Origin of the sequence: Streptomyces poonensis (assembly GCF_014650915.1) — a bacterium.
In the GTDB taxonomy this organism is placed as follows: Bacteria; Actinomycetota; Actinomycetes; order Streptomycetales; family Streptomycetaceae; genus Streptomyces; species Streptomyces poonensis.
Window position 1 is genome coordinate 547,517 of record NZ_BMVW01000003.1, and the last position, 18,166, is coordinate 565,682.

Sequence of the window (18,166 nt, forward strand, 5' to 3'; positions counted from 1 at the left end):
GGGCGGAACGCGTGGCTGGCAGGAATCCGACATCCACCTGCGGGCCGCGGGGTCCGGGACCGCCGCGCGTTCCGCCCGCCCGGGCTCCCGCGCTAGCGCGGGAGCGAACCGGGGGAGGACGCCTTCCGCCACGCCGACTCCCGCAGCAGCCGCAGCCCGTTCAGGCCCACCAGGACCGTCGAGCCCTCGTGACCGGCCACGCCCAGCGGCAGCGGCAGATGGCCCACCAGGTCCCACACCACCAGTACGGCGATGCAGGTGCCGGCGATGACCAGGTTCTGGACGACCAGGCGCCGGGCCGCGCGGGACAGGCGGACGACGGCGGGGATGGCCGTCAGTTCGTCGCGTACGACGACGGCGTCCGCGGTCTCCAGCGCCAGGTCGGAGCCCGCGCGTCCCATCGCCACACCCGAGTGCGCGGAGGCCAGGGCGGGCGCGTCGTTGACACCGTCGCCGGCGAAGAGCACCTTGCGGCCGGTGCCCTGGAGTCCGCGTACGGCGTCGACCTTGTCCTCGGGGAGGAGGTCCGCGCGGACGTCGGTGATGCCGGTGTCGGCGGCCACCTGTGCCGCGGCGGACCGGTTGTCGCCGGTGAGCAGGACGGGGGACGTGCCGGTGACGGCGGTGAGCGCGGAGACGGCCGGAGCGGCGTCGGGGCGGAGGCGGTCGGTGAGGGTGAGGGTGCCGACGGGGGTGCCGTCGACGCGCACCAGGACCGTGGTGCCGGGGACCTCGTCGGCGCGAACAGCGGCCGTGGGGTCCGGGCCGGCACCGTCCTCCCCGGCTCTCCCCACCGTCACGACGCGCCCCTCCACGGTGGCGCTGACGCCCCGTCCCGGCCTGGCCGTGAAGTCCTCCGCGGGGGCGATCCGCAGACCGCGGGCCCGGGCGGCGGCCACGACGGCGCGGGCCAGCGGGTGTTCGCTCGGGTGCTCGGCGGCCGCGGCCAGGGCGAGCAGGGCGTCCTCGCCGAGTCCGGAGCCCGGGTGCGGCCGTACGGCCGTGACCTCGGGAGTGCCCTCCGTCAGGGTGCCCGTCTTGTCGAGGGCGGCGGTGTCGATCTCGCCGAGCCGTTCCATGGCCACGGCGGACTTGACGAGCACACCGTGCCGGCCGGCGTTGGCGATGGCGGAGAGCAGGGGCGGCATGGTGGCCAGGACCACCGCGCACGGCGAGGCGACGATCATGAACGTCATCGCCCGGAGCAGCGCGCTCGTGAGGTCCGCGCCGAAGGCGAGCGGGATCGCGAAGACGGCGAGCGTGGCGGCGACGACGCCCACGGCGTAGCGCTGTTCGATCTTCTCGATGAACAGCTGTGTCGGCGCCTTGGTCTGCGACGCCTCCTCCACCAGGGTCACGATGCGGGCGATCACCGAGTCGGCCGGGTCGCGTTCGACGCGGACGCGCAGCGCGCCGGTGCCGTTGAGGGTGCCGGCGAAGACCTCGTCGCCCGGGGCCTTCGGGACGGGCAGGGGTTCACCGGTGATGGTGGCCTGGTCGGCCTCGCTCTCGCCGTCGAGGACGCGCCCGTCGGCGCCGATGCGCTCGCCCGGGCGGATCAGGAGGACGTCGCCGACGGCGAGCCGATCGGTCGGGACCGTCTCCTCGGTCTCCTCGGTGCCGTCGCCCTTCGGCGAGACGCGCGTGGCCGTGGCGGGGGCGAGATCGAGCAGACCGCGTACGGAGTCGGCGGTGCGGGCGGTGGCCAGGGCCTCCAGCGCGCCGGAGGTGGCGAAGATGACGATGAGCAGCGCGCCGTCGAGGACCTGGCCGATCGCGGCCGCGCCCAGCGCCGCGACGATCATCAGCAGGTCGACGTCCAGGGTCTTCTCGCGCAGTGCACGGAGCCCTTCGAGGGCGGGTTCCCAGCCGCCGGCCGCGTAGGCGATCGCGTAGAGCGGCCCGTACAGCCACGCCGAGGCGCCGGTCAGGTCCAGCGGGAGCGCGAGCAGGAAGGCGAGGGTCGAGGCCAGCGCCCAGCGGGCCTCGGGCAGGGCGAGGACACGGGTACGGCGGCGCGGGGCGGGCGTCCCGGGCGGCCTGGACGATGCCCCGGACGGGGATGCGGAGGTGGTGAGAGTCGCGGACACGCGGCACACCATACAGGAACACATGAAGACTCATTCATGCCTTCATATGCGATGAGTAAGATGTGGGCCATGGGTCATGGAGCCGCCGCACGGGAAGAAACGGCACGCGTACGTCTCGACGCGGCCAACGTCGCGAAGGTGGCCACCACCCTCCAGGCCCTCTCCACCCCGTCCCGGCTGCTGATCCTCGCCCGGCTGCGCGAAGGCCCGCTGCCCGCCACGGAGTTGGCGGCCGAGGTGGGCATGGAACAGTCGGCGTGCTCGCACCAGCTGCGGCTGCTGCGCAACCTGGGGCTGGTCGTGGGCGAGCGGCAGGGCCGTTCCGTGGTGTACGCCCTGCACGACCACCATGTCGCCGAGCTGCTCGACCAGGCCGTCTACCACGTGGAGCACCTGCGGCTGGGCATCAGCGACGCGCCCGAGGGGGACGGGGACTGACCGCTGACCGCCCCCGTGCCCCTCGTGGACCGGCTGCTACGCCGTAGGGCCGACGACCAGCAGGACCGTGGCGGCGGCCATGGCCGTCAGGAACAGTCCCGACACGGCGCAGGCGACGAACACCCGTGACGCGCGACGCGGTCCGGGCACTGCCGGCGCCCGCGTTCCCAGAGCCGCCCAGCGCCGGCTCTCCTCCCGCTGTTCGCGTCCGCGCTGGAGGCGGGCGCGCACCCGGACCGCCGCGGCGGCGGCCAGGCCCGCCGCCGCCGTCGCCGCCGTCCCGGTCCACGGCATCGGCGTGAGCAGCAGCACGCCGACGGCCGCGAGCGTGCCCCACGTGATCAGGCACGCGACGGCCGCCGACCGCTGCGACCGGGGCCGGTCGGCACCCGCGCGGACGTCCGCCACCGCGGGCAGGTACCAGACGCAGCCGGAGGCGCACAGCACGGCGGTTCCCAGGGCCAGGACTCCGTCGGTCATGGTCCGCTTCTCCTTCGGTTCCGCTCCTCTTCGGTTCCGTCCCTCCCTCAGCCCTGCACCGCTGCGCGCTCGTCACGCTCGGCACGCTCGTCGAGCGCGGCGACCTCCGGGTGGTGCAGGTCGAACGCCGGGGACTCGGAGCGGATGCGGGGAAGGACGGTGAAGTTGTGCCGCGGGGGCGGGCAGGAGGTGGCCCACTCCAGCGAGCGGCCGTAGCCCCACGGGTCGTCGACGTCGACCTTCCTGCCGTACTTGCCGGTCCTCCAGACGTTGTAGAGGAAGGGCAGGATCGACAGGCCGAGCAGGAAGGACCCGATCGAGGACAGGGTGTTCAGGGCGGTGAAGCCGTCGGCCGCGAGGTAGTCGGCGTACCGGCGCGGCATGCCCTCGGCGCCGAGCCAGTGCTGGACGAGGAACGTGAGGTTGAAGCCGGCCGTCAGCGTCCAGAAGGTGATCTTGCCGAGGCGTTCGTCGAGCATCCGGCCGGTCCACTTCGGCCACCAGAAGTGGAAGCCGGCGAACATGGCGTACACGACCGTGCCGAAGAGCGTGTAGTGGAAGTGCGCGACGACGAAGTACGTGTCGGAGACATGGAAGTCGAGCGGCGGCGAGGCCAGGATCACGCCCGTGAGCCCGCCGAACAGGAACGTCACCAGGAAGCCGGTCGCCCACAGCATCGGCGTCTCGAAGGACAGCGAGCCCTTCCACATGGTGCCGACCCAGTTGAAGAACTTCACCCCGGTGGGTACGGCGATCAGGAAGGTCATGAAGGAGAAGAACGGCAGCAGTACGCCGCCGGTGACGTACATGTGGTGCGCCCACACCGTCACCGACAGACCGGCGATGGCGATGGTGGCGCCCACCAGGCCCATGTAGCCGAACATCGGCTTGCGGGAGAAGACCGGTATGACCTCGCTGACGATGCCGAAGAAGGGCAGCGCCAGGATGTAGACCTCCGGATGCCCGAAGAACCAGAACAGGTGCTGCCAGAGCAGGGCGCCGCCGTTGGCCGCGTCGAAGATGTGGCTGCCGAACCTGCGGTCGCACTCCAGGGCGAACAGGGCGGCGGCGAGCACCGGGAAGACCATCAGCACCAGGACGCCGGTGAGCAGCACGTTCCAGGTGAAGATCGGCATCCGGAACATGGTCATGCCGGGGGCGCGCATACAGACGATCGTGGTGATGAAGTTGACCGCGCCGAGGATGCTGCCGAAGCCGGAGAGCGCCACGCCCATGATCCACATGTCGGCGCCGATGCCCGGCGAGAACACCTCGTTGGACAGCGGGGCGTACAGGAACCAGCCGAAGCTGGCGGCGCCCTGCGGGGTGAGGAAGCCGCCGGCCGCGATGAGCGAGCCGAACAGGAACAGCCAGTAGGAGAGCATGTTCAGCCGCGGGAAGGCGACGTCCGGGGCGCCGATCTGCAGCGGCATGATCCAGTTGGCGAATCCGGTGAACAGCGGCATCGCGAACAGCAGCAGCATGATCGAGCCGTGCATCGTGAACGCCTGGTTGAACTGCTCGTTGGAGACGATCTGCGTGCCGGGGCGGGCGAGTTCGGCCCGCATCAGCAGCGCGAGCGCGCCGCCCACGAGGAAGAACACGAACGCCGACACCAGGTACAGCGTTCCGATCTTCTTGTGGTCGGTGGTCGTCAGCCACTCCACCACATGGCCTCTGGCCCGCACCCGGACGACCGGCTCGGCTCCGCTGCCGCCGGGCACCCCCTCGGCGCTCCGCTGTCTTCCCGGGCGCTTCTGGCCGTGTGCGTGATTGACGTCCACCTGGACGCGACCTCCACCTCTGGTACCGAACTCACGAGCCGGGAAGGACCAGATGACACGCGAGGGAAGCGCGGTCCTTCCCGGCTGCCCTCATGCTCATCCGGGCCGGCTCGGGCGGACAGGGCCGAACGGTCCCCGACCGACCGGGGCCGAAGGTCCCGAGCAGGGCGGGGGCGGGTACCGAAGGGGAGGAGGAAAGGCAGGTACCGAAGGAGCGGAGCAGAGGCAGGTACCGAAGGAGCGGACAAGGAGCAGGTACCGAAGGAGCGGAGGAAGGCGCTTACCGCTCCGTCACCGGCACCCGCCACACCAGCGTGGTGCCGCCGTCGGGCGGGCCGGTCGTCTCCAGCGCACCGCCGAGCTGCCGGGCCCGCTCCGCCATGTTGCGCAGACCACTGCGGCGGCCGCCGGCCGGGATGCCCACGCCGTTGTCGGACACCTCCAGCCGTACGTCCCGCCCGTCCGTCTCGAGCGCGACCTCGACGCGCCCGGCCCGCGCGTGCCGGGCGACATTGGTCAGGGCCTCGGAGAGGACCGCCACCACATGGTCGGCGGTCTCCTTCGGCACATGGGTGTCCAGCAGGCCCTCCATGCGCACACTGGGCGCGAAGCCCAGCACCGGTGCGGCCTCGCCGACCACGCGCACCGCCCGCGCCCGCAGGCCGGGGCCGGCGGCCTCGTCGTCACGCGACCGCAGCCCGAAGATCGTCGACCTGATGATCTTGATGGTCTCGTCCAGGTCGTCCACCGCCCGCAGCACGCGCCGAGAGGCCTCCTCGTGCTCGATGAAGCGGCCCGCGCTCTGCAGGGTCATCCCGGTGGCGAACAGCCGCTGGATCGCCAGGTCGTGCAGGTCACGGGCGATCCGGTCACGGTCCTGGAGCACCGCGATCCGCTCCGCGTCCCGGCGGCGCTCGGCGAGTTCCATCGCCACCGCGGCCTGCGCGGCGAAGCCCTGCAGCGGTCCGTCCTCCTGCTCGGCGAAGACCGTCCGGCCCGCCTCCCGGACCAGCAGGACGACACCTCGTACGCCGTCGCCGCTGCCGATGGGGACGGCCACGGCCGGACCGAGACCGGTGAACCGCGGCGGCCCGGCACAGACGCGCCCGTCGCACGAGATGTCCGGAGTGGAGACGGGGGCCGCACGGGAGAAGGCCTCACCGATCAGGCTGCCGTCCGTGGGCAGCACCATCCCGCGGTGCGCCTCGGCCTCGCGTCCGATGGCCAGTTCCACGGTGAGGGAGTCGGTGCCGGCCATGGGCACCGCCACCACGGCCAGGGCCGCGCCGGTGATCTCCCTGGCCCGTTCGGCGATCAGCGCGAGGACCTCGCTGCGGTCGCTGCCGGACATGAGGCTGTGGGTGATCTCCGCGCTCGCCCGCAGCCAGCGCTCGCGCAGCCGGGACTCCTCGTACAGACGGGCGTTGTCGATGGCCACGCCGGCCGCCACGGCCAGCGTGGACAGCACCGACTCGTCCTCCTCGTCGAACTGCGCCCCGCCGCGCTTCTCCGTCAGGTAGAGATTGCCGAAGACCTGGTCCCGCACCCGGATCGGAACGCCGAGGAAGGTGTTCATCGGCGGGTGGTGGGCCGGGACGCCGTACGAGGCCGGGTGCTGCGAGAGCTTGGCCAGCCGCAGCGGCTCCGGGTGGCGGATCAGCTCGCCGAGGATGCCGTGGCCCTCCGGGTAGGGGCCGATCCTGGCTATCTGCTCCTCGGTGACCCCGACCGTGAGGAACTCCGACAGCCGTCTGCCGTCCGGACCGATCACGCCGAGCGCGGCGTACTCGGCGTCCACCAGCACCGCCGCGGCCTGCACGATGCTGCGCAGCGCCTGTTCCAGCTCCAGCTCCCGGCCGACCGCGAGGACCGCCTCCAGCAGGCTGTGCACCCGGTCCCGGGTGCCGCGGGCCGCGTCCAGACGGGCCTGCAGCTCCTCCAGCAGCTCGTCCAGCCTCAGTTGAGGCAGCCGCACACGGGCCTCCTCGGAGCTTCCCACCAGCGATCCTCCGCATTCCTTCACCGTGCCGCCGGCCAACCGTTTCCGCGGCCTGGCCACGGTAACGGTCCGCCAAGGTACAGCGGCCGGGACGGGTGGCGGTGGGCGCGTCAGCCGTGCGCGACGACGGCGACGGGCGCGGTGGCGTGGTGCAGCACCGCGTGCGCGACGGGGCCGATGTGGATGCCGAACGGGCTGCGGCGGATCCGGCGGCCCACGACGACGAGGGAGGCGTCGCGGGAGGCGTCGACCAGGTGGTCCGCGGGACTGCCGGGGCGAGAGTCCTCGACGACCTCGACCGCCGGGAACCTCTGCTTCCAGGGCCGCAGCACCGCGGCCAAGTGCGCGGCGGCCTGCCGGCCCGGCTCGGCGTACGGCTGCACGTACGGCGAGTCGTACGGCGGTGCGTAGGCCTCGGGGTACGCCTCGAGGTACGGCTCGGGGTCCCCGGGAAGGCCGAACGCGACGTACGGCGGCAGGGTCCAGCCGTGGACGACGCGCAGGGCGGTGGTACGGCGCGCGGCCTCCTCGAAGGCGAAGGCGAGCACCGCCTCGGCCGGGCGCGCGGTGTCGAGGCCGAGCACGACGGGCCGAAAGCCGGTCGCCGCGAAGGGGCCCCCGGTCCCGGCCGGGTCCGGCTCATACTCGTCGGCGTCCCGCTCCCCCGCGCGTACGAGGACCACGGGAACCTCGGTGTGCGCGACGACCGCCTGGCTGACGGAGCCGAGCAGGAAGCCACCTACACCGCTCAGTCCACGGGAGCCGAGAACCAGCAGCCCGGACCCCTTCGCCGCCGTCACCAGCGTCTCGCCCGGCCGGCCGGTGTGCTGCTCGACCGTCACGTCGACATCCGGATGCCGGAGCCGTACTCCGTCGGCCGTCTCCCGGGGGAGCCTCTCGCTCCGCACGGTCCAGTCCTGCCGGCTCTCGGCGCCGAGGAACGGCGCCCGTGCCAGCGGACCGGGGAGGGGTTCGCGCACGCCGACGAGCCGCAGCGGCACGCCGCGGAGCCTCGCCTCGCGTGCCGCCCACTCGACGGCGGCCGGGCTCTCCCGTGAGCCGTCGACACCCACGGTGACAGTGCGGGACATGGTCCACACCTCCGTCTCCACTATCGGACCCGGGAGCGGGCGGCGGGCAGGGGCCGGGCGGCCAAACCGGAGCGGACACCGGGGAGACGAGACCGAGCGGACCGACATCAGGGCCGGTTGGCCCCTGGTCCAGGAATGCGGCGCCGGACAAGGCTGGGAACGGCAGGTTCCTCATACCTGCACGCCCGCCCCCTCCTGGAGGCACGTCTTGACTTCCTCCCCCTCAGAGGCGGGGGATTCCAGCGGTCGCCCGCTGGTTTCCCTGCTTCACCGACGACCGCCCCGTCCGGGAGGACTCCCGTTGAGGTCCTACACCGTCTCCACAGGCAGCCGCCGCCGGCCCGGCGGCCAGGATGTTGCGTGCCGCGTTCACGTCGCGGTCATGCACAGTGCCGCAGTCGCACGTCCCCTCGCGGACGTTCAGCGGCAGCTTCTCGCGGACCGCGCCGCAGGTTCCGCACAGCTTCGAGCCGGGGAACCAGCGGTCGGTCACGACGAGTTCGCGCCCGTACCAGGCGCACTTGTACTCCAGCATGGAGCGCAGTTCCGTCCACGACGCATCGGAGATGGCGCGCGCGAGCTTGCCGTTCTTCAGCAGGTTGCGGACGGTGAGGTCCTCGATCACGACCGTTTGGTTCTCACGGACGAGTCGAGTGGTCAGCTTGTGCAGGAAGTCCCGGCGCCGGTCGGCGATCCGTGCGTGGACCTTGCCAACGCGACGCCGGGCTTTCTCCCGGTCCGCCGAGTCCTTCGCCGTCCGCGACAGCTCACGCCGGGCGCGGGCCAGGCGGGCGCGGTCACGCCGCTCGTGCTTCGGGTTGGTGACCTTTTCCCCGGTGGACAGGGTCACCAGGGAGGTGATCCCGGCGTCCAGGCCGATCGTCGCTGCGGTGGCGGGAGCCGGGGCGATGCCGTCCTCACACAGCAGGGACACGAACCAGCGTCCCGCCGCGTCACGGGACACGGTCACGGTGGTCGGCTCCGCGCCCTCGGGCAGCGGACGCGACCGGCGGATGTCCGGGGGCTCCGCCGATTCGGCCGGTGTCAGTCGTCCGTCGCCCCACTTGAAGGCGCTGCGGGTGTACTCGGCCGACGCCCGGGACTCGGGTGTCGGTCAGTGGGCGGTGGACGCCGGTCCGCCCTGGCGGCGAACCGGCTCTTGCTGCCTCGCTCCGCAGGAGCCTCGTTCCTCTCCCGCAAACGGGAGGCATCCCCATCCCGGCCCGCAGGCCGGGGTATTCGCGAAGGAAGGTCCCGATGAACGTTTCGCTCACGACCGCCGGCATGCTGCGGGCGCTGTCGGCCGAGCACCGGCACCGGCTCATGCGGCTCGCTCAGGAGGTGTCGTTCCCCCAGGGGACCCGGCTGTTCGAGGAGTGCGGGCGCGCGGACCGTTTCTGGATCGTCCGTACGGGCACCGTCGAGCTCGACATGCACGTACCGGGCCGCCGGGCGGCCGTGGTCGAGTCCCTCGGCCACGACGAACTGGTCGGCTGGTCCTGGCTGTTCGGCCCGCACACCTGGCACATGGGGGCCGAGGCCGTGACTCCGGTACGGGCGTACGAGTTCGACGCCGTGGCGGTCCGCTCGATGTGCCAGGACGATCCCGACCTGGGGCGTGCGGTCGCCCAGTGGGTGGGCGACGTGCTCGCCCACCGGCTGCGCGCGGCCCGCACCCGGCTGCTGGACCTGTACGCCCCGTACGGCAGCGGGAGCCTCCTGTGAGCGATCCTCACCTCGTGAGCGACGTGATGACCCGGAGAGTCGTCACGGTCGGCCGTGAGGCCCGCTTCAAGCGGATCGTGCGGCTGATGCAGGAGAGGCAGGTCAGCGCCCTGCCCGTCCTGGAGGGCATGGGCCGGGTCGTCGGCGTCGTCTCCGAGGCCGACCTGCTGCCCAAGGAGGAGTTCCGGGAGCGGTTCCGTGACAGCGATCCGGACCTCCCCCGGTCTCGGCTCCGCTCGACCGGGGGGACCCCCGTCACCCAGATGCGGCGCCTGTCCGATCCGGCGAAGGCCGGCGCGGTGACCGCCGGGGAGCTGATGACCTCGCCGGCCCTCACCGTCCGCGCCGACACGACGCTCGCGGAGGCGGCGCAGATCATGGCGACCGTCCAGGTCAGGCGGCTTCCCGTCGTCGACGGCCAGGACCTGCTGCAGGGCATCGTCAGCCGCACCGACCTGCTCAAGGTGTTCCTGCGGGACGACGAGGACATCGCCCGGCAGGTGCGGCGGGAGATCGTGTCGTACCTCTTCCCCAGCCCCCCGTCCGCCGTCCGCGTGGTGGTGCGGGACGGGATCGTGACGCTCACCGGCAGCATCCCGGACAGGTCCCTGGTCCCGGCGGCCGCGCGCCTGGCCCGGGCCGTCGAAGGGGTGGTGGACGTGCGGTTCGAGCTCGCCCTGCCGTGACGTGACGGTGCACGGTACGCCCGGCGCAGGCTGCCCGCGCCGGGCGTACGCGTGTACAGAGGGCCGAGGTTCCCAGGTCAGTGCGGCTGAACTGCGGGGACCCGGCGGGTGACCGCGTGGCGCACACCGGTTCCGGTGAAGGCCAGTGCCGCGGCCGCCACCACCGCGAGCAGGGCCAGCCCGAGCGCGTACGAACCGTACGCGCCGTACAGCGAGCCCATCAGCAGCGGCGGTACGAAGCCGCCCAGGCCGCCCGCGGCGCCGACGACGCCGGTGACCGAACCAACCATGTCGGCGGGGGCCAGCAGGGCGACCAGGGCGAAGACGGCGCCGCTGCCCGCGCCCAGGGCGGCTGCCAGGGCCAGGAACGCGACGGTGCCGACCGGTGCGAGGGACGGGGTGAAGGACTGGGCGAGGGCGCCGGCGAGGACCACGGCCAGGGTGCCGGCCAGGACCCGCACCGGGCCGAAACGGTCCGACAGCCAGCCGCCCACGGGGCGCATCGCCACCGCGAGCAGCACGAAACCCGCCATCCGGTTGGCGGCGTCCGCCTGCGTGAGGCCGTACCCGGTCTTGAGGTAGGTGGGCAGGTAGACGGAGAAGGCGACGTAGCCGCCGAACGCGACCGCGTAGAGCGCGGACGCCTGCCAGGTGATGCCGAGGCGCAGGGTGGCGGCCAGACGGCGGGCCAGCGGCTCCGTGGGGACCGTGCGGCCGGGCGCGTCCCGCAGGACCAGCCAGGCCACGGCGGCGTAGGCGGCGAGGACGGCGGCGGTGATCAGGAACGGGGTGGCCATGCTGTGTGCGTCGACGAGCTGCACCGTGGTCAGCGCGCTGATCGCGGTGCCGCCCATCCCGGCGCCGAAGACGCCGATCGCGAGCCCGCGCCGCTCGGGCGGGAACCACGCGCTGACGAGCGGCACCCCGACGGCGAAGGCGGTGCCGCCGATGCCGAGGAAGAAGCCGCCCGCCAGCAGCGCTCCCAGGGAGGAGTGGCCGGCCAGACCCAGGTAGAGGACCGGCACGATGGTGGCCGCCGAGACCAGCGGGAACATCACCCGGCCGCCGAACCGGTCGGTCAGCGCGCCGACCGGGATCCGCCCCAGCGAGCCGACCACCACGGGCACCGCCACCAGGAGCGACTGCTCGAACGAGGTCAGGTAAAGGCTGTCCTTGAAGCGCGGGCCGAGAGGGCTGAGCAACGCCCAGGCCCAGAAGTTGACGGCGAATCCGGCCGTGGCCAGCGCCAGCATCGTCCAGGCCCGGCCGGACGCCGGAGCCGCCTGTGTCCCTACCTCGTCATGTGTCCTCGACGGCTGCAGCATGCCGCCCGTCCTTCCTGCTCGCAGTGGGTGCGGCCCCGGGGTTCACACCGGGACCGCGGGCCCTTTCGGCCGCACACCGGTTCCGGTGGCCCACTGTCAGCATCCGCGTGCGGACCCCGCGCGCGGGTGGGCCGACAGTCCCCGTCGCCGGGCCCGGCGGTCCCCGGCTGCCGGGGCCGGACGGCCGGGGTCACGTCGACTGCGCCGCCCGTGCGGATGCGCGCGGTGTCCGGTGGCCGTCGGGGCCGTAGCCGAACCGGATCAGCAGTTGCGGGAAGCACCGCCGTCGCGATCCGCCCATCGCCGCCCGCAGGTCCGGCCATTCGACGGCCTGGTGCAGCGGTGAGGTGCGCACTTTGTGCGCGGTCGCCGTCAGCAGCACGTGCTGAAGGGCCTGGCCTGCCCGCAGCCAGTCCTCGGGCCCGTCCTGCGTGGTCCACAGGAGGGCCACCTGGGCGTGGCGTTCGAAACGCAGGGCGGGCGGGCGCAGCGCGGGATGCGGGCCGGTGAAGTCACGCATCGGCATCCGCCCCGTCGCGTCCGCCGGGCCCAGAGCGGTGAACGGGATGCCGTAGGGAGCGTCCGCCCCCGGAGCGGCGATCCAGCCACGGGACTCGGCGGCGCGCAGCGGGCTGGCGTGGTTGCGGGCCTCGGCCGCGGCGGTCAGCCGCAGCAGCCGCCGGGTGCCGGCGAAGTCCGGTACGTACAGCCGGGCGCCCTCGGTGCGCGCGGCCGCGGTCATCCTCGCGACGACCGGTTCGGGCACCGGGCGGCCGGTGAACGGCATCCGGCTGGTGTGCCGCCGCGCGATCGCGCCGTAGAGGTCCGGCTCCGGGCTGTGCTGGTCACCCGGGCCGTCCGGGCCGTTCCGGCCGTCCGGCGGCCCGGTCAGGTGGACGGCGGCCAGCAGGTCGGGCTCCCCGGGCTTCGGCAGCAGCCGCACTCTCGGCCGCAGGCCCAGATGGGCGGCGGCGAGGCGGAGGTTGAGCACCGCCGCGCCCACCGACAGATGCCGGGCGCGCCCCTGCGGGTCGGTCCGCGGCAGTGATCGCTCCGCCGCCGCGTGGACCTCCAGCGACCAGTCGTCCGGGTTCACCCGGAAGCGCCAGGGCTGGGTGTTGTGGATCGACGGGGCCGCCACGGCCGCTGCCAGCAGCGTCTCCAGAGCGGCGGCGTCCAGGATGGGAGTGCGCATGGTGCCTCCTGTGTCGTCCGGGGCCGCGGGTCCGGCCGCCGGCGCCTGCCGCGGCGCCGGCCGGGGAACGGCGGCCCGGGTCGCCGGTCATGTCACGGGCAGGGCGGTGGCCAGCAGGACGACGCCGAGCGAGCCGGCCAGGGACACGACCGCCAGGGCGCGGGCCAGTTCGGGGCGGCCCTTGGCGTGTGCGATGCCGTGGCCCGCCGCGGCGAGCATCACCAGGGCGAACAGACCGAGTTTGGCCGTCAGGGTGCGGCCGTAGCCCGGATCGGCGAGCGCTGCCCAGGTGACGCCCTTGTGCCAGGCCATGGCCCAGCCGGTGGCCAGCTGCACCGGCAGGAACACCGCCCCGGTCAGCAGCCCGAAGCGGCGCCCCGCCCGGGCGGTGAAGGTGTCCTTGGCCTCCGGCGGGAGCAGGCGGCGGGCCAGGGGCAGGATCACCAGGGACAGGGCCAGCTGCCCGCCGACCCACAGCGCGGCACCGGCCACATGGGCGAACCGCACCAGGGACCACAGTCCGACGGTGTCCACCTACTTCACCTCCACGACGCCGTGGGCGCCGGCTTCCGCGTGGCGCATGGAGTGGTCGACGAAGGAGTAGTGGCCGGCCTCCGGGAACGTCGTCTCGACGAATCCCCCCTGGGCCGTGGCCAGATCGAGCACCTGCGCACCCCCTGCCCCACCGCGTTTCAGCAGATGGGCGCCCTCCTTGTAGACGGTGTCGAAGACCGTGCCGACGACGTGGAAGGCGACCCCGTCGTTGGGCCCGGCGGCGACCACCCAGAAGCGGGCCCGCTCCCCGGCGCGCACGGTCAGCGGGGCCTTGGCGTACTGGGCGGCGACGCCGTTGAACGCCCACGCGTCCGGGGTGTTCCGGCGCATCTTGGCGACCTGGGCCGTACTGCCGGGAGTGCCGAGGTACAGCTCGGAGGCGACCAGTACGTACTCGTGGTCCACCTCGGGGAGGTCCGGCGGGTCGATGACGACGGCCCCGTACATGCCGTTCCCGATGTGCTGGAGCATGGGCGCGGTGCTGCAGTGGTACAGCCAGGCCCCGGCCTTCTCGGCGCGGAAGCGGTAGGTGAGGCGCTCACCGGGCTGGAGGGTGCGCATGGGCCGGTCCGGGGCGAGGGACCCGGCGTGGAAGTCGATGCCGTGGCCCATGCTGTCGTCGTCGTTGACGAGGGTCACTTCCAGGACGTCGCCGACCTTGGCACGCAGGGTCGGGCCCGGGGCGGTGCCGCCGAAGGTCCACATGCGCTGCCGCACACCCGGGGCGACCTCAATGTCGGTGGTGGCGGCGCGCAGCGTGACCTTGTGGACCGTACCGCCGGGGGCCGGGGCCAGGCCGGCCGTGCGGGGCCGCCACCCGCTGGAGAAGTCGCCGGAGAGGTCCGGGCTGCCGGTGCCGTCCGCGAGGGAGTCCCGTCCGTCGTGTCCCCCGGTGTGCTCGCTCGCGCTGTCCTCGACGACGATGTCCAGGGTCATGCCGGCCGCGCGGTGTCCGGGCAGCGTGCACCACGCCTGCCGGTCCTCGGTGATCCGGCCGACGTCGAGGGTGTGGGACCGGCCGCGGGCCAGCAGCGGGGTGGCGGGTCCGTCGTCGACCCGGAGGTCATGGCGCTGGGCGTCCTCGTTGGTGACCTGGAGCCGCAGGACGGTGCCCGCGGCGACCTCGATCCGGCTCGGCCGGACGCGCATGCCGGCCAGGGTGACGTCGACGGTGCGGGTGATGGTGCCGGCACTGGCACTGGCACCCGCGCTGGTACCGGAACCGCCGGCGACGGCCGGATCGCCCGTGTCGCCGCCGCTGTTCGCGACCAGCACGGCCAGTACGGTCAGCAGGGTTCCGGCGGCCGTGCCGAGCGGGAGCGGCCACCTGGAGGGGCGTTCCTCTCCGGCGCCGCGGCCGCCGCGGACGAGCACGGAGACGGCCTGGGCGAGGAAGGCCGCCCCGGACAGCGCGGTCAGTGCCGTGCCCGCCGTACCGCCGGGACCGGACAGCGGCAGGAGCCCGACGCCGAGGTTGAGGGCGACCAGCCGGACGGGCCACCACCGCTCCAGCACCGCCCGCAGCGCGGCCCGTTCCTCCGGGCCCCGGGCGAGGACGACCGGCAGCAGATAGGTCAGGGCGCCGATCAGGACCTGGGCGACGAAGCCGACGAGCAGCACCGGGACCAGGGACCCGGCGGCGTCCTGCGCCTCGGCGAGCGGTCCGGTGACCAGGGCGCCCAGGTCCACCGTCACTCCGGCGAGCAGCCAGCCGGCGGCCGCGCCCAGCGACCAGGCGGCCGCGGCCGAGACCGGGCGGCGCCCACGCACCGTACGGGCGAACAGGCGCGCCGCGACGGCCACCCCGAGCAGATACGCGGCGACCCCGGCCACGGCCGGCCACCGCCGTCCGGCGGCCAGGGCGGCGACCGCGGTCAGCAGGCCGCCCCCGGTGAGGGCCAGCACCCGGGGCGCCACCTTCGTGGTGTGCTCCCTCATCCGCACGCCCAGCACGGTCGGCCACAGCATGAACAACGTGCCCAGCACCGGCAGTCCGATCCAGCCGAGCAGCGTCACATGGACGTGGGCCAGCCGCACGCCCGCGTACCCGCCGGTTCCGGCCCGGCCGGTGGCGAGCAGCCAGCCCAGCACCGCACCCACGACGAGCGCCGCCGCGGCGGCCCGGTAGTAGCCGACGACCGGGGCGAGCCGTCCCCCGAGCGCGCCCCGGCCCATGCGGGCCAGCACCACCCAGTGGGCCGCCACCGCCGCGACCAGCAGGGCGCACCCGGCGCCGGTCAGCGCCGGCCGGTCCGCCCAGACACCGATGAGCACCCCGGCCACGGCGAGGTTCACCCCGGCGAGCCGGGCGTCGCTCCACCGCTCGTCCGGCACCCGGGCGTGCAGCAGGGCGACCGCGAAGTGCTCGCTCCAGACCACGATCGCCGTCGTGGCGGCACCCAGCAGGAACAGGTGGATCGCCAGCCAGCGCGCCACCGGCAGGGACTGCTGCCCGGTTGCCGCCGTCAGCGCCAGCCCGGCCCACATCACGATGACGACGTGGGCGCGCAGATGACGCCGCTTCAGCCCCGACGCCCGGAACCTGCTCGGGAACCGGCCACCGCCGAGCGCGGGGCCGTCGTGCCGGCTGGTCATGCTCTCGCTGCTCCTCGGCGCCCCGACGGGCGGCTGTCTCGCTGTCCGTGATCCGCCAGCAGGGCCGCGAGTTCACGTCGGTGGGGGAAGGAACCGGGACGGTACCCGCACCACGGCTCCTCGGCGTACGGGTCGCCGGTGACGCCGTACGCCCGGGACCGGGAGCCGCCGCAGACGGTACGGAACTCGCACCGCCCGCACCGGCCGCCCAGCCGGTCGGGGTCCCGCAGGCCGGTGAACAGCTCCGACGTCCGGTAGATCTCCGTCAGCGGCGTCGTGCGCACACTGCCCGCGCCCAGCGGCAGGAACCCGCTGGGGTGCACGGTGCCGGTGTGCGACACGAAGGCGAACCCGCGTCCCGCGTTCACGTCCAGCGGCGGCCGGCGGGCCCGGCGGGCCGCGGACAGCAGACCCAACTCGGCTGCGCGGTCCCGCAGCTGGCGGTACAGACGGCCGAGGCCCAGCACCTTGACGTGGTCCTCGCCCGCGTCCGCCAGCACCTTGCGCTGGAGCGCGACCCGGCGGAAGTGGTGCGCCTCGGTGGTCTTCGCGGGCACGGCCATGCCGATGTCGTGGACGAAGTTCAGGACGTCCTCCGCCTCGGCCCGGCTGAGCACGCCGAGTTGCCTGCCGCGGCCGGTGGGCACCAGGAAGAAGGCGCTCCACAGCATCGCCCCGTGATCGCGCACCATACGGACGACGTCCGGCAGGTCGTGCAGGTTGTGCCGGGCCACGGTGGTGTTGATCTGCACTTTCATACCCAGCGCACGGGCCGCGTCCCAGGCGTCGAGCGTCCAGCGGAACACGCCGGACACCCCGCGGAACCCGTCGTGCAGGGCGGCGGTGGAGCCGTCCAGGCTCAGCGACAGCCCGACCGCGCCCGCCGCGTGCACGGCCCGCAGCCGGTCCGGGGTCAGGGTCGGGGTGCCCGAGGGGGAGACGGCGACGCGGACGCCCGCCGCCTCACCGTGGGCGATCAGTTCCAGCAGGTCGGGGCGTTGGAAGGGGTCGCCGCCGGTGATGACGAAGAGCGGCGCGGGCTGCCCGAAGGCGGCCACCTGGTGCATCAGGTCCTTGGCCGCCGTCGTGTCCAGCTCGCGCGGATCACGGCCGGGCACGGCCTCGGCGCGGCAGTGCAGACAGGCCAGCGGGCAGGCCCGGGTGGACTCCCAGATCACGATGAACGGCTTGTCCGCCACGTCCTGGTGCTGTCGGCGCACCACTCGGGCCGCGCTCACCACGAAGTCACCGCCACCCGCGCCGGACAGTCGCGCCGCGTGCGTCCGGCCGCCCGTGCGTCAGGGCAGACGTGAGGGGCGGCCGGACGGTGACCGGACCGGGCCGCACGGCGCACCGCCCTGGTCCCGGGACGGCGGGATGGACCGGGCGGGCGCCCGTTGCGGTCGTACACCTTCGGTACCTCCGGTTCGGTCGTCTTCAGCATGCGGTGCCGCGCGAGGCCGGCGCTTCGGCCGACAGTCCCTCGCGGGTGGGCCGAGGGTCCCTCTGTGCGCGGCACCGCGCTTCCCGCGCTCAGGGCCGCCCCGTGTCCGTCCCCAGAGCCCCGCCGGTGGCCACGAGGGCCGCTCCCAGCCCGGTCAGCACGGCGCCCAGCCCCGTGACCAGCGTGGTGAGCTCCCATGCCTGGTAGGCGGAGAGCAGCGAGCCGCGCAGGGTCTCCCCCATGAAGGCGGTCTGGCGGAGCTGGGCGAGCTTCTCGTCGTCGTTGTCCGCGGCGTGCAGTTCGTCGGTGATCTCGGCGTAGGTGCGGCCACCGGTGGTCTTGGCCAGGTGGTCCTTGATGAGTTCGGCGTACGCCCGGGCCTGCGGGCCGGTCTCCACCGTCCGCCCCGCGAACGGAGCCAGCTCGACGGGCAGCCCGCCGTCCGGGAACGTGATCCGCTGGGCGGCCAGTTCGGTACGGATCTCCTTCCGTCCGCCGCGGCCGCGCAGCAGCATGACGGGACCGGCGGCGAGCAGCGCCGCGCCGACCGTTCCCACCAGCGCGCCGGTCCGTCGGTGCGCACCACTCATGACATGCCCTCTTTCTGCCACTCACCTCTGCTGGAACCGGTCCGGAGGAGCACACCGCGCCCGCCACCGCTGCTGCCACCGCACACGAGAAGACGAGAATGCGCGGCCGAACGCGACGGTCCGGCGGTCCGCGGCCGCCCGCCCCGGCCGGTCACGGACCAGCATCTCC

General features: G+C 73.7%; 14 protein-coding genes and 1 pseudogene. 3 read left to right on the plus strand and 12 right to left on the minus strand.

The genetic code is table 11. From position 1 onward, the window contains the following. Nucleotides 1-92 precede the first annotated feature (92 nt). Complete coding sequence (locus tag IE242_RS12425) at nucleotides 93-2,102, minus strand: heavy metal translocating P-type ATPase (protein ID WP_189858504.1); 2,010 nt, start codon at nucleotides 2,100-2,102, stop codon at nucleotides 93-95. A 57-nt stretch (nucleotides 2,103-2,159) separates the two neighbouring features. Here IE242_RS12425 and IE242_RS12430 point away from each other — a divergent pair, with 57 nt between their 5' ends. Next, nucleotides 2,160-2,528 (plus strand): ArsR/SmtB family transcription factor, encoded by a 369-nt coding sequence (locus IE242_RS12430; RefSeq protein WP_189858357.1) that lies wholly within the window; start codon nucleotides 2,160-2,162, stop codon nucleotides 2,526-2,528. A gap of 36 nt (nucleotides 2,529-2,564) precedes the next feature. On the opposite strand, the gene IE242_RS12435 is transcribed toward IE242_RS12430, so the two are convergent. The 5 genes and pseudogenes from IE242_RS12435 to IE242_RS12455 form a co-directional block, all read right to left on the minus strand. Continuing rightward, entirely contained in the window at nucleotides 2,565-3,008 is a 444-nt protein-coding gene (locus IE242_RS12435; protein ID WP_189858528.1) for a hypothetical protein, read from the minus strand. A 47-nt stretch (nucleotides 3,009-3,055) separates the two neighbouring features. Continuing rightward, a complete protein-coding gene (ctaD, locus tag IE242_RS12440; RefSeq protein ID WP_229858890.1) occupies nucleotides 3,056-4,732 on the minus strand; it encodes an aa3-type cytochrome oxidase subunit I in 1,677 nt (558 codons plus the stop codon). 340 nt (nucleotides 4,733-5,072) lie between these two features. Continuing rightward, nucleotides 5,073-6,791: a sensor histidine kinase gene (locus IE242_RS12445; RefSeq protein ID WP_189858359.1), complete on the minus strand. Its 1,719-nt coding sequence runs from the start codon at nucleotides 6,789-6,791 to the stop codon at nucleotides 5,073-5,075. A 110-nt stretch (nucleotides 6,792-6,901) separates the two neighbouring features. Beyond that, nucleotides 6,902-7,882: a universal stress protein gene (locus IE242_RS12450; protein WP_189858360.1), complete on the minus strand. Its 981-nt coding sequence runs from the start codon at nucleotides 7,880-7,882 to the stop codon at nucleotides 6,902-6,904. A gap of 223 nt (nucleotides 7,883-8,105) precedes the next feature. Beyond that, nucleotides 8,106-8,987 (minus strand): annotated as a pseudogene (locus tag IE242_RS12455) (RNA-guided endonuclease InsQ/TnpB family protein); the annotation flags it as partial. A gap of 152 nt (nucleotides 8,988-9,139) precedes the next feature. Here IE242_RS12455 and IE242_RS12460 point away from each other — a divergent pair. Both IE242_RS12460 and IE242_RS12465 read left to right on the plus strand, forming a co-directional pair. Further along, complete coding sequence (locus IE242_RS12460; RefSeq protein WP_189858362.1) at nucleotides 9,140-9,607, plus strand: cyclic nucleotide-binding domain-containing protein; 468 nt, start codon at nucleotides 9,140-9,142, stop codon at nucleotides 9,605-9,607. Between the two features lie 26 nt (nucleotides 9,608-9,633). Further along, a complete protein-coding gene (locus tag IE242_RS12465; RefSeq protein WP_189858508.1) occupies nucleotides 9,634-10,293 on the plus strand; it encodes a CBS domain-containing protein in 660 nt (219 codons plus the stop codon). Between the two features lie 77 nt (nucleotides 10,294-10,370). Here IE242_RS12465 and IE242_RS12470 read toward each other — a convergent pair whose 3' ends face one another. The 6 genes from IE242_RS12470 to IE242_RS12495 all read right to left on the minus strand — a co-directional run bounded on the left by IE242_RS12470 (nucleotide 10,371) and on the right by IE242_RS12495 (nucleotide 17,997). Beyond that, nucleotides 10,371-11,618: an MFS transporter gene (locus IE242_RS12470; RefSeq protein ID WP_189858364.1), complete on the minus strand. Its 1,248-nt coding sequence runs from the start codon at nucleotides 11,616-11,618 to the stop codon at nucleotides 10,371-10,373. Nucleotides 11,619-11,808: 190 nt separating this feature from the next. Then, the gene (locus IE242_RS12475; protein WP_189858366.1) at nucleotides 11,809-12,813 is read right to left on the minus strand and encodes an Acg family FMN-binding oxidoreductase; all 1,005 of its coding nucleotides are present in this window, start codon (nucleotides 12,811-12,813) and stop codon (nucleotides 11,809-11,811) included. Between the two features lie 87 nt (nucleotides 12,814-12,900). Next, nucleotides 12,901-13,347 carry a hypothetical protein gene (locus IE242_RS12480; protein WP_189858368.1) on the minus strand — a complete coding sequence of 149 codons (447 nt, stop codon included), beginning with the start codon at nucleotides 13,345-13,347 and terminating at the stop codon, nucleotides 12,901-12,903. Further along, nucleotides 13,348-15,963: a multicopper oxidase domain-containing protein gene (locus IE242_RS38585; protein WP_189858370.1), complete on the minus strand. Its 2,616-nt coding sequence runs from the start codon at nucleotides 15,961-15,963 to the stop codon at nucleotides 13,348-13,350. Further along, nucleotides 15,960-17,201 (minus strand): TIGR04053 family radical SAM/SPASM domain-containing protein, encoded by a 1,242-nt coding sequence (locus tag IE242_RS12490; protein ID WP_229858830.1) that lies wholly within the window; start codon nucleotides 17,199-17,201, stop codon nucleotides 15,960-15,962. Before IE242_RS12490 ends, IE242_RS38585 begins: the two co-directional genes overlap by 4 nt. A gap of 295 nt (nucleotides 17,202-17,496) precedes the next feature. Next, nucleotides 17,497-17,997 carry a hypothetical protein gene (locus IE242_RS12495; RefSeq protein ID WP_189858371.1) on the minus strand — a complete coding sequence of 167 codons (501 nt, stop codon included), beginning with the start codon at nucleotides 17,995-17,997 and terminating at the stop codon, nucleotides 17,497-17,499. Between the last annotated feature and the right edge of the window lie 169 nt (nucleotides 17,998-18,166).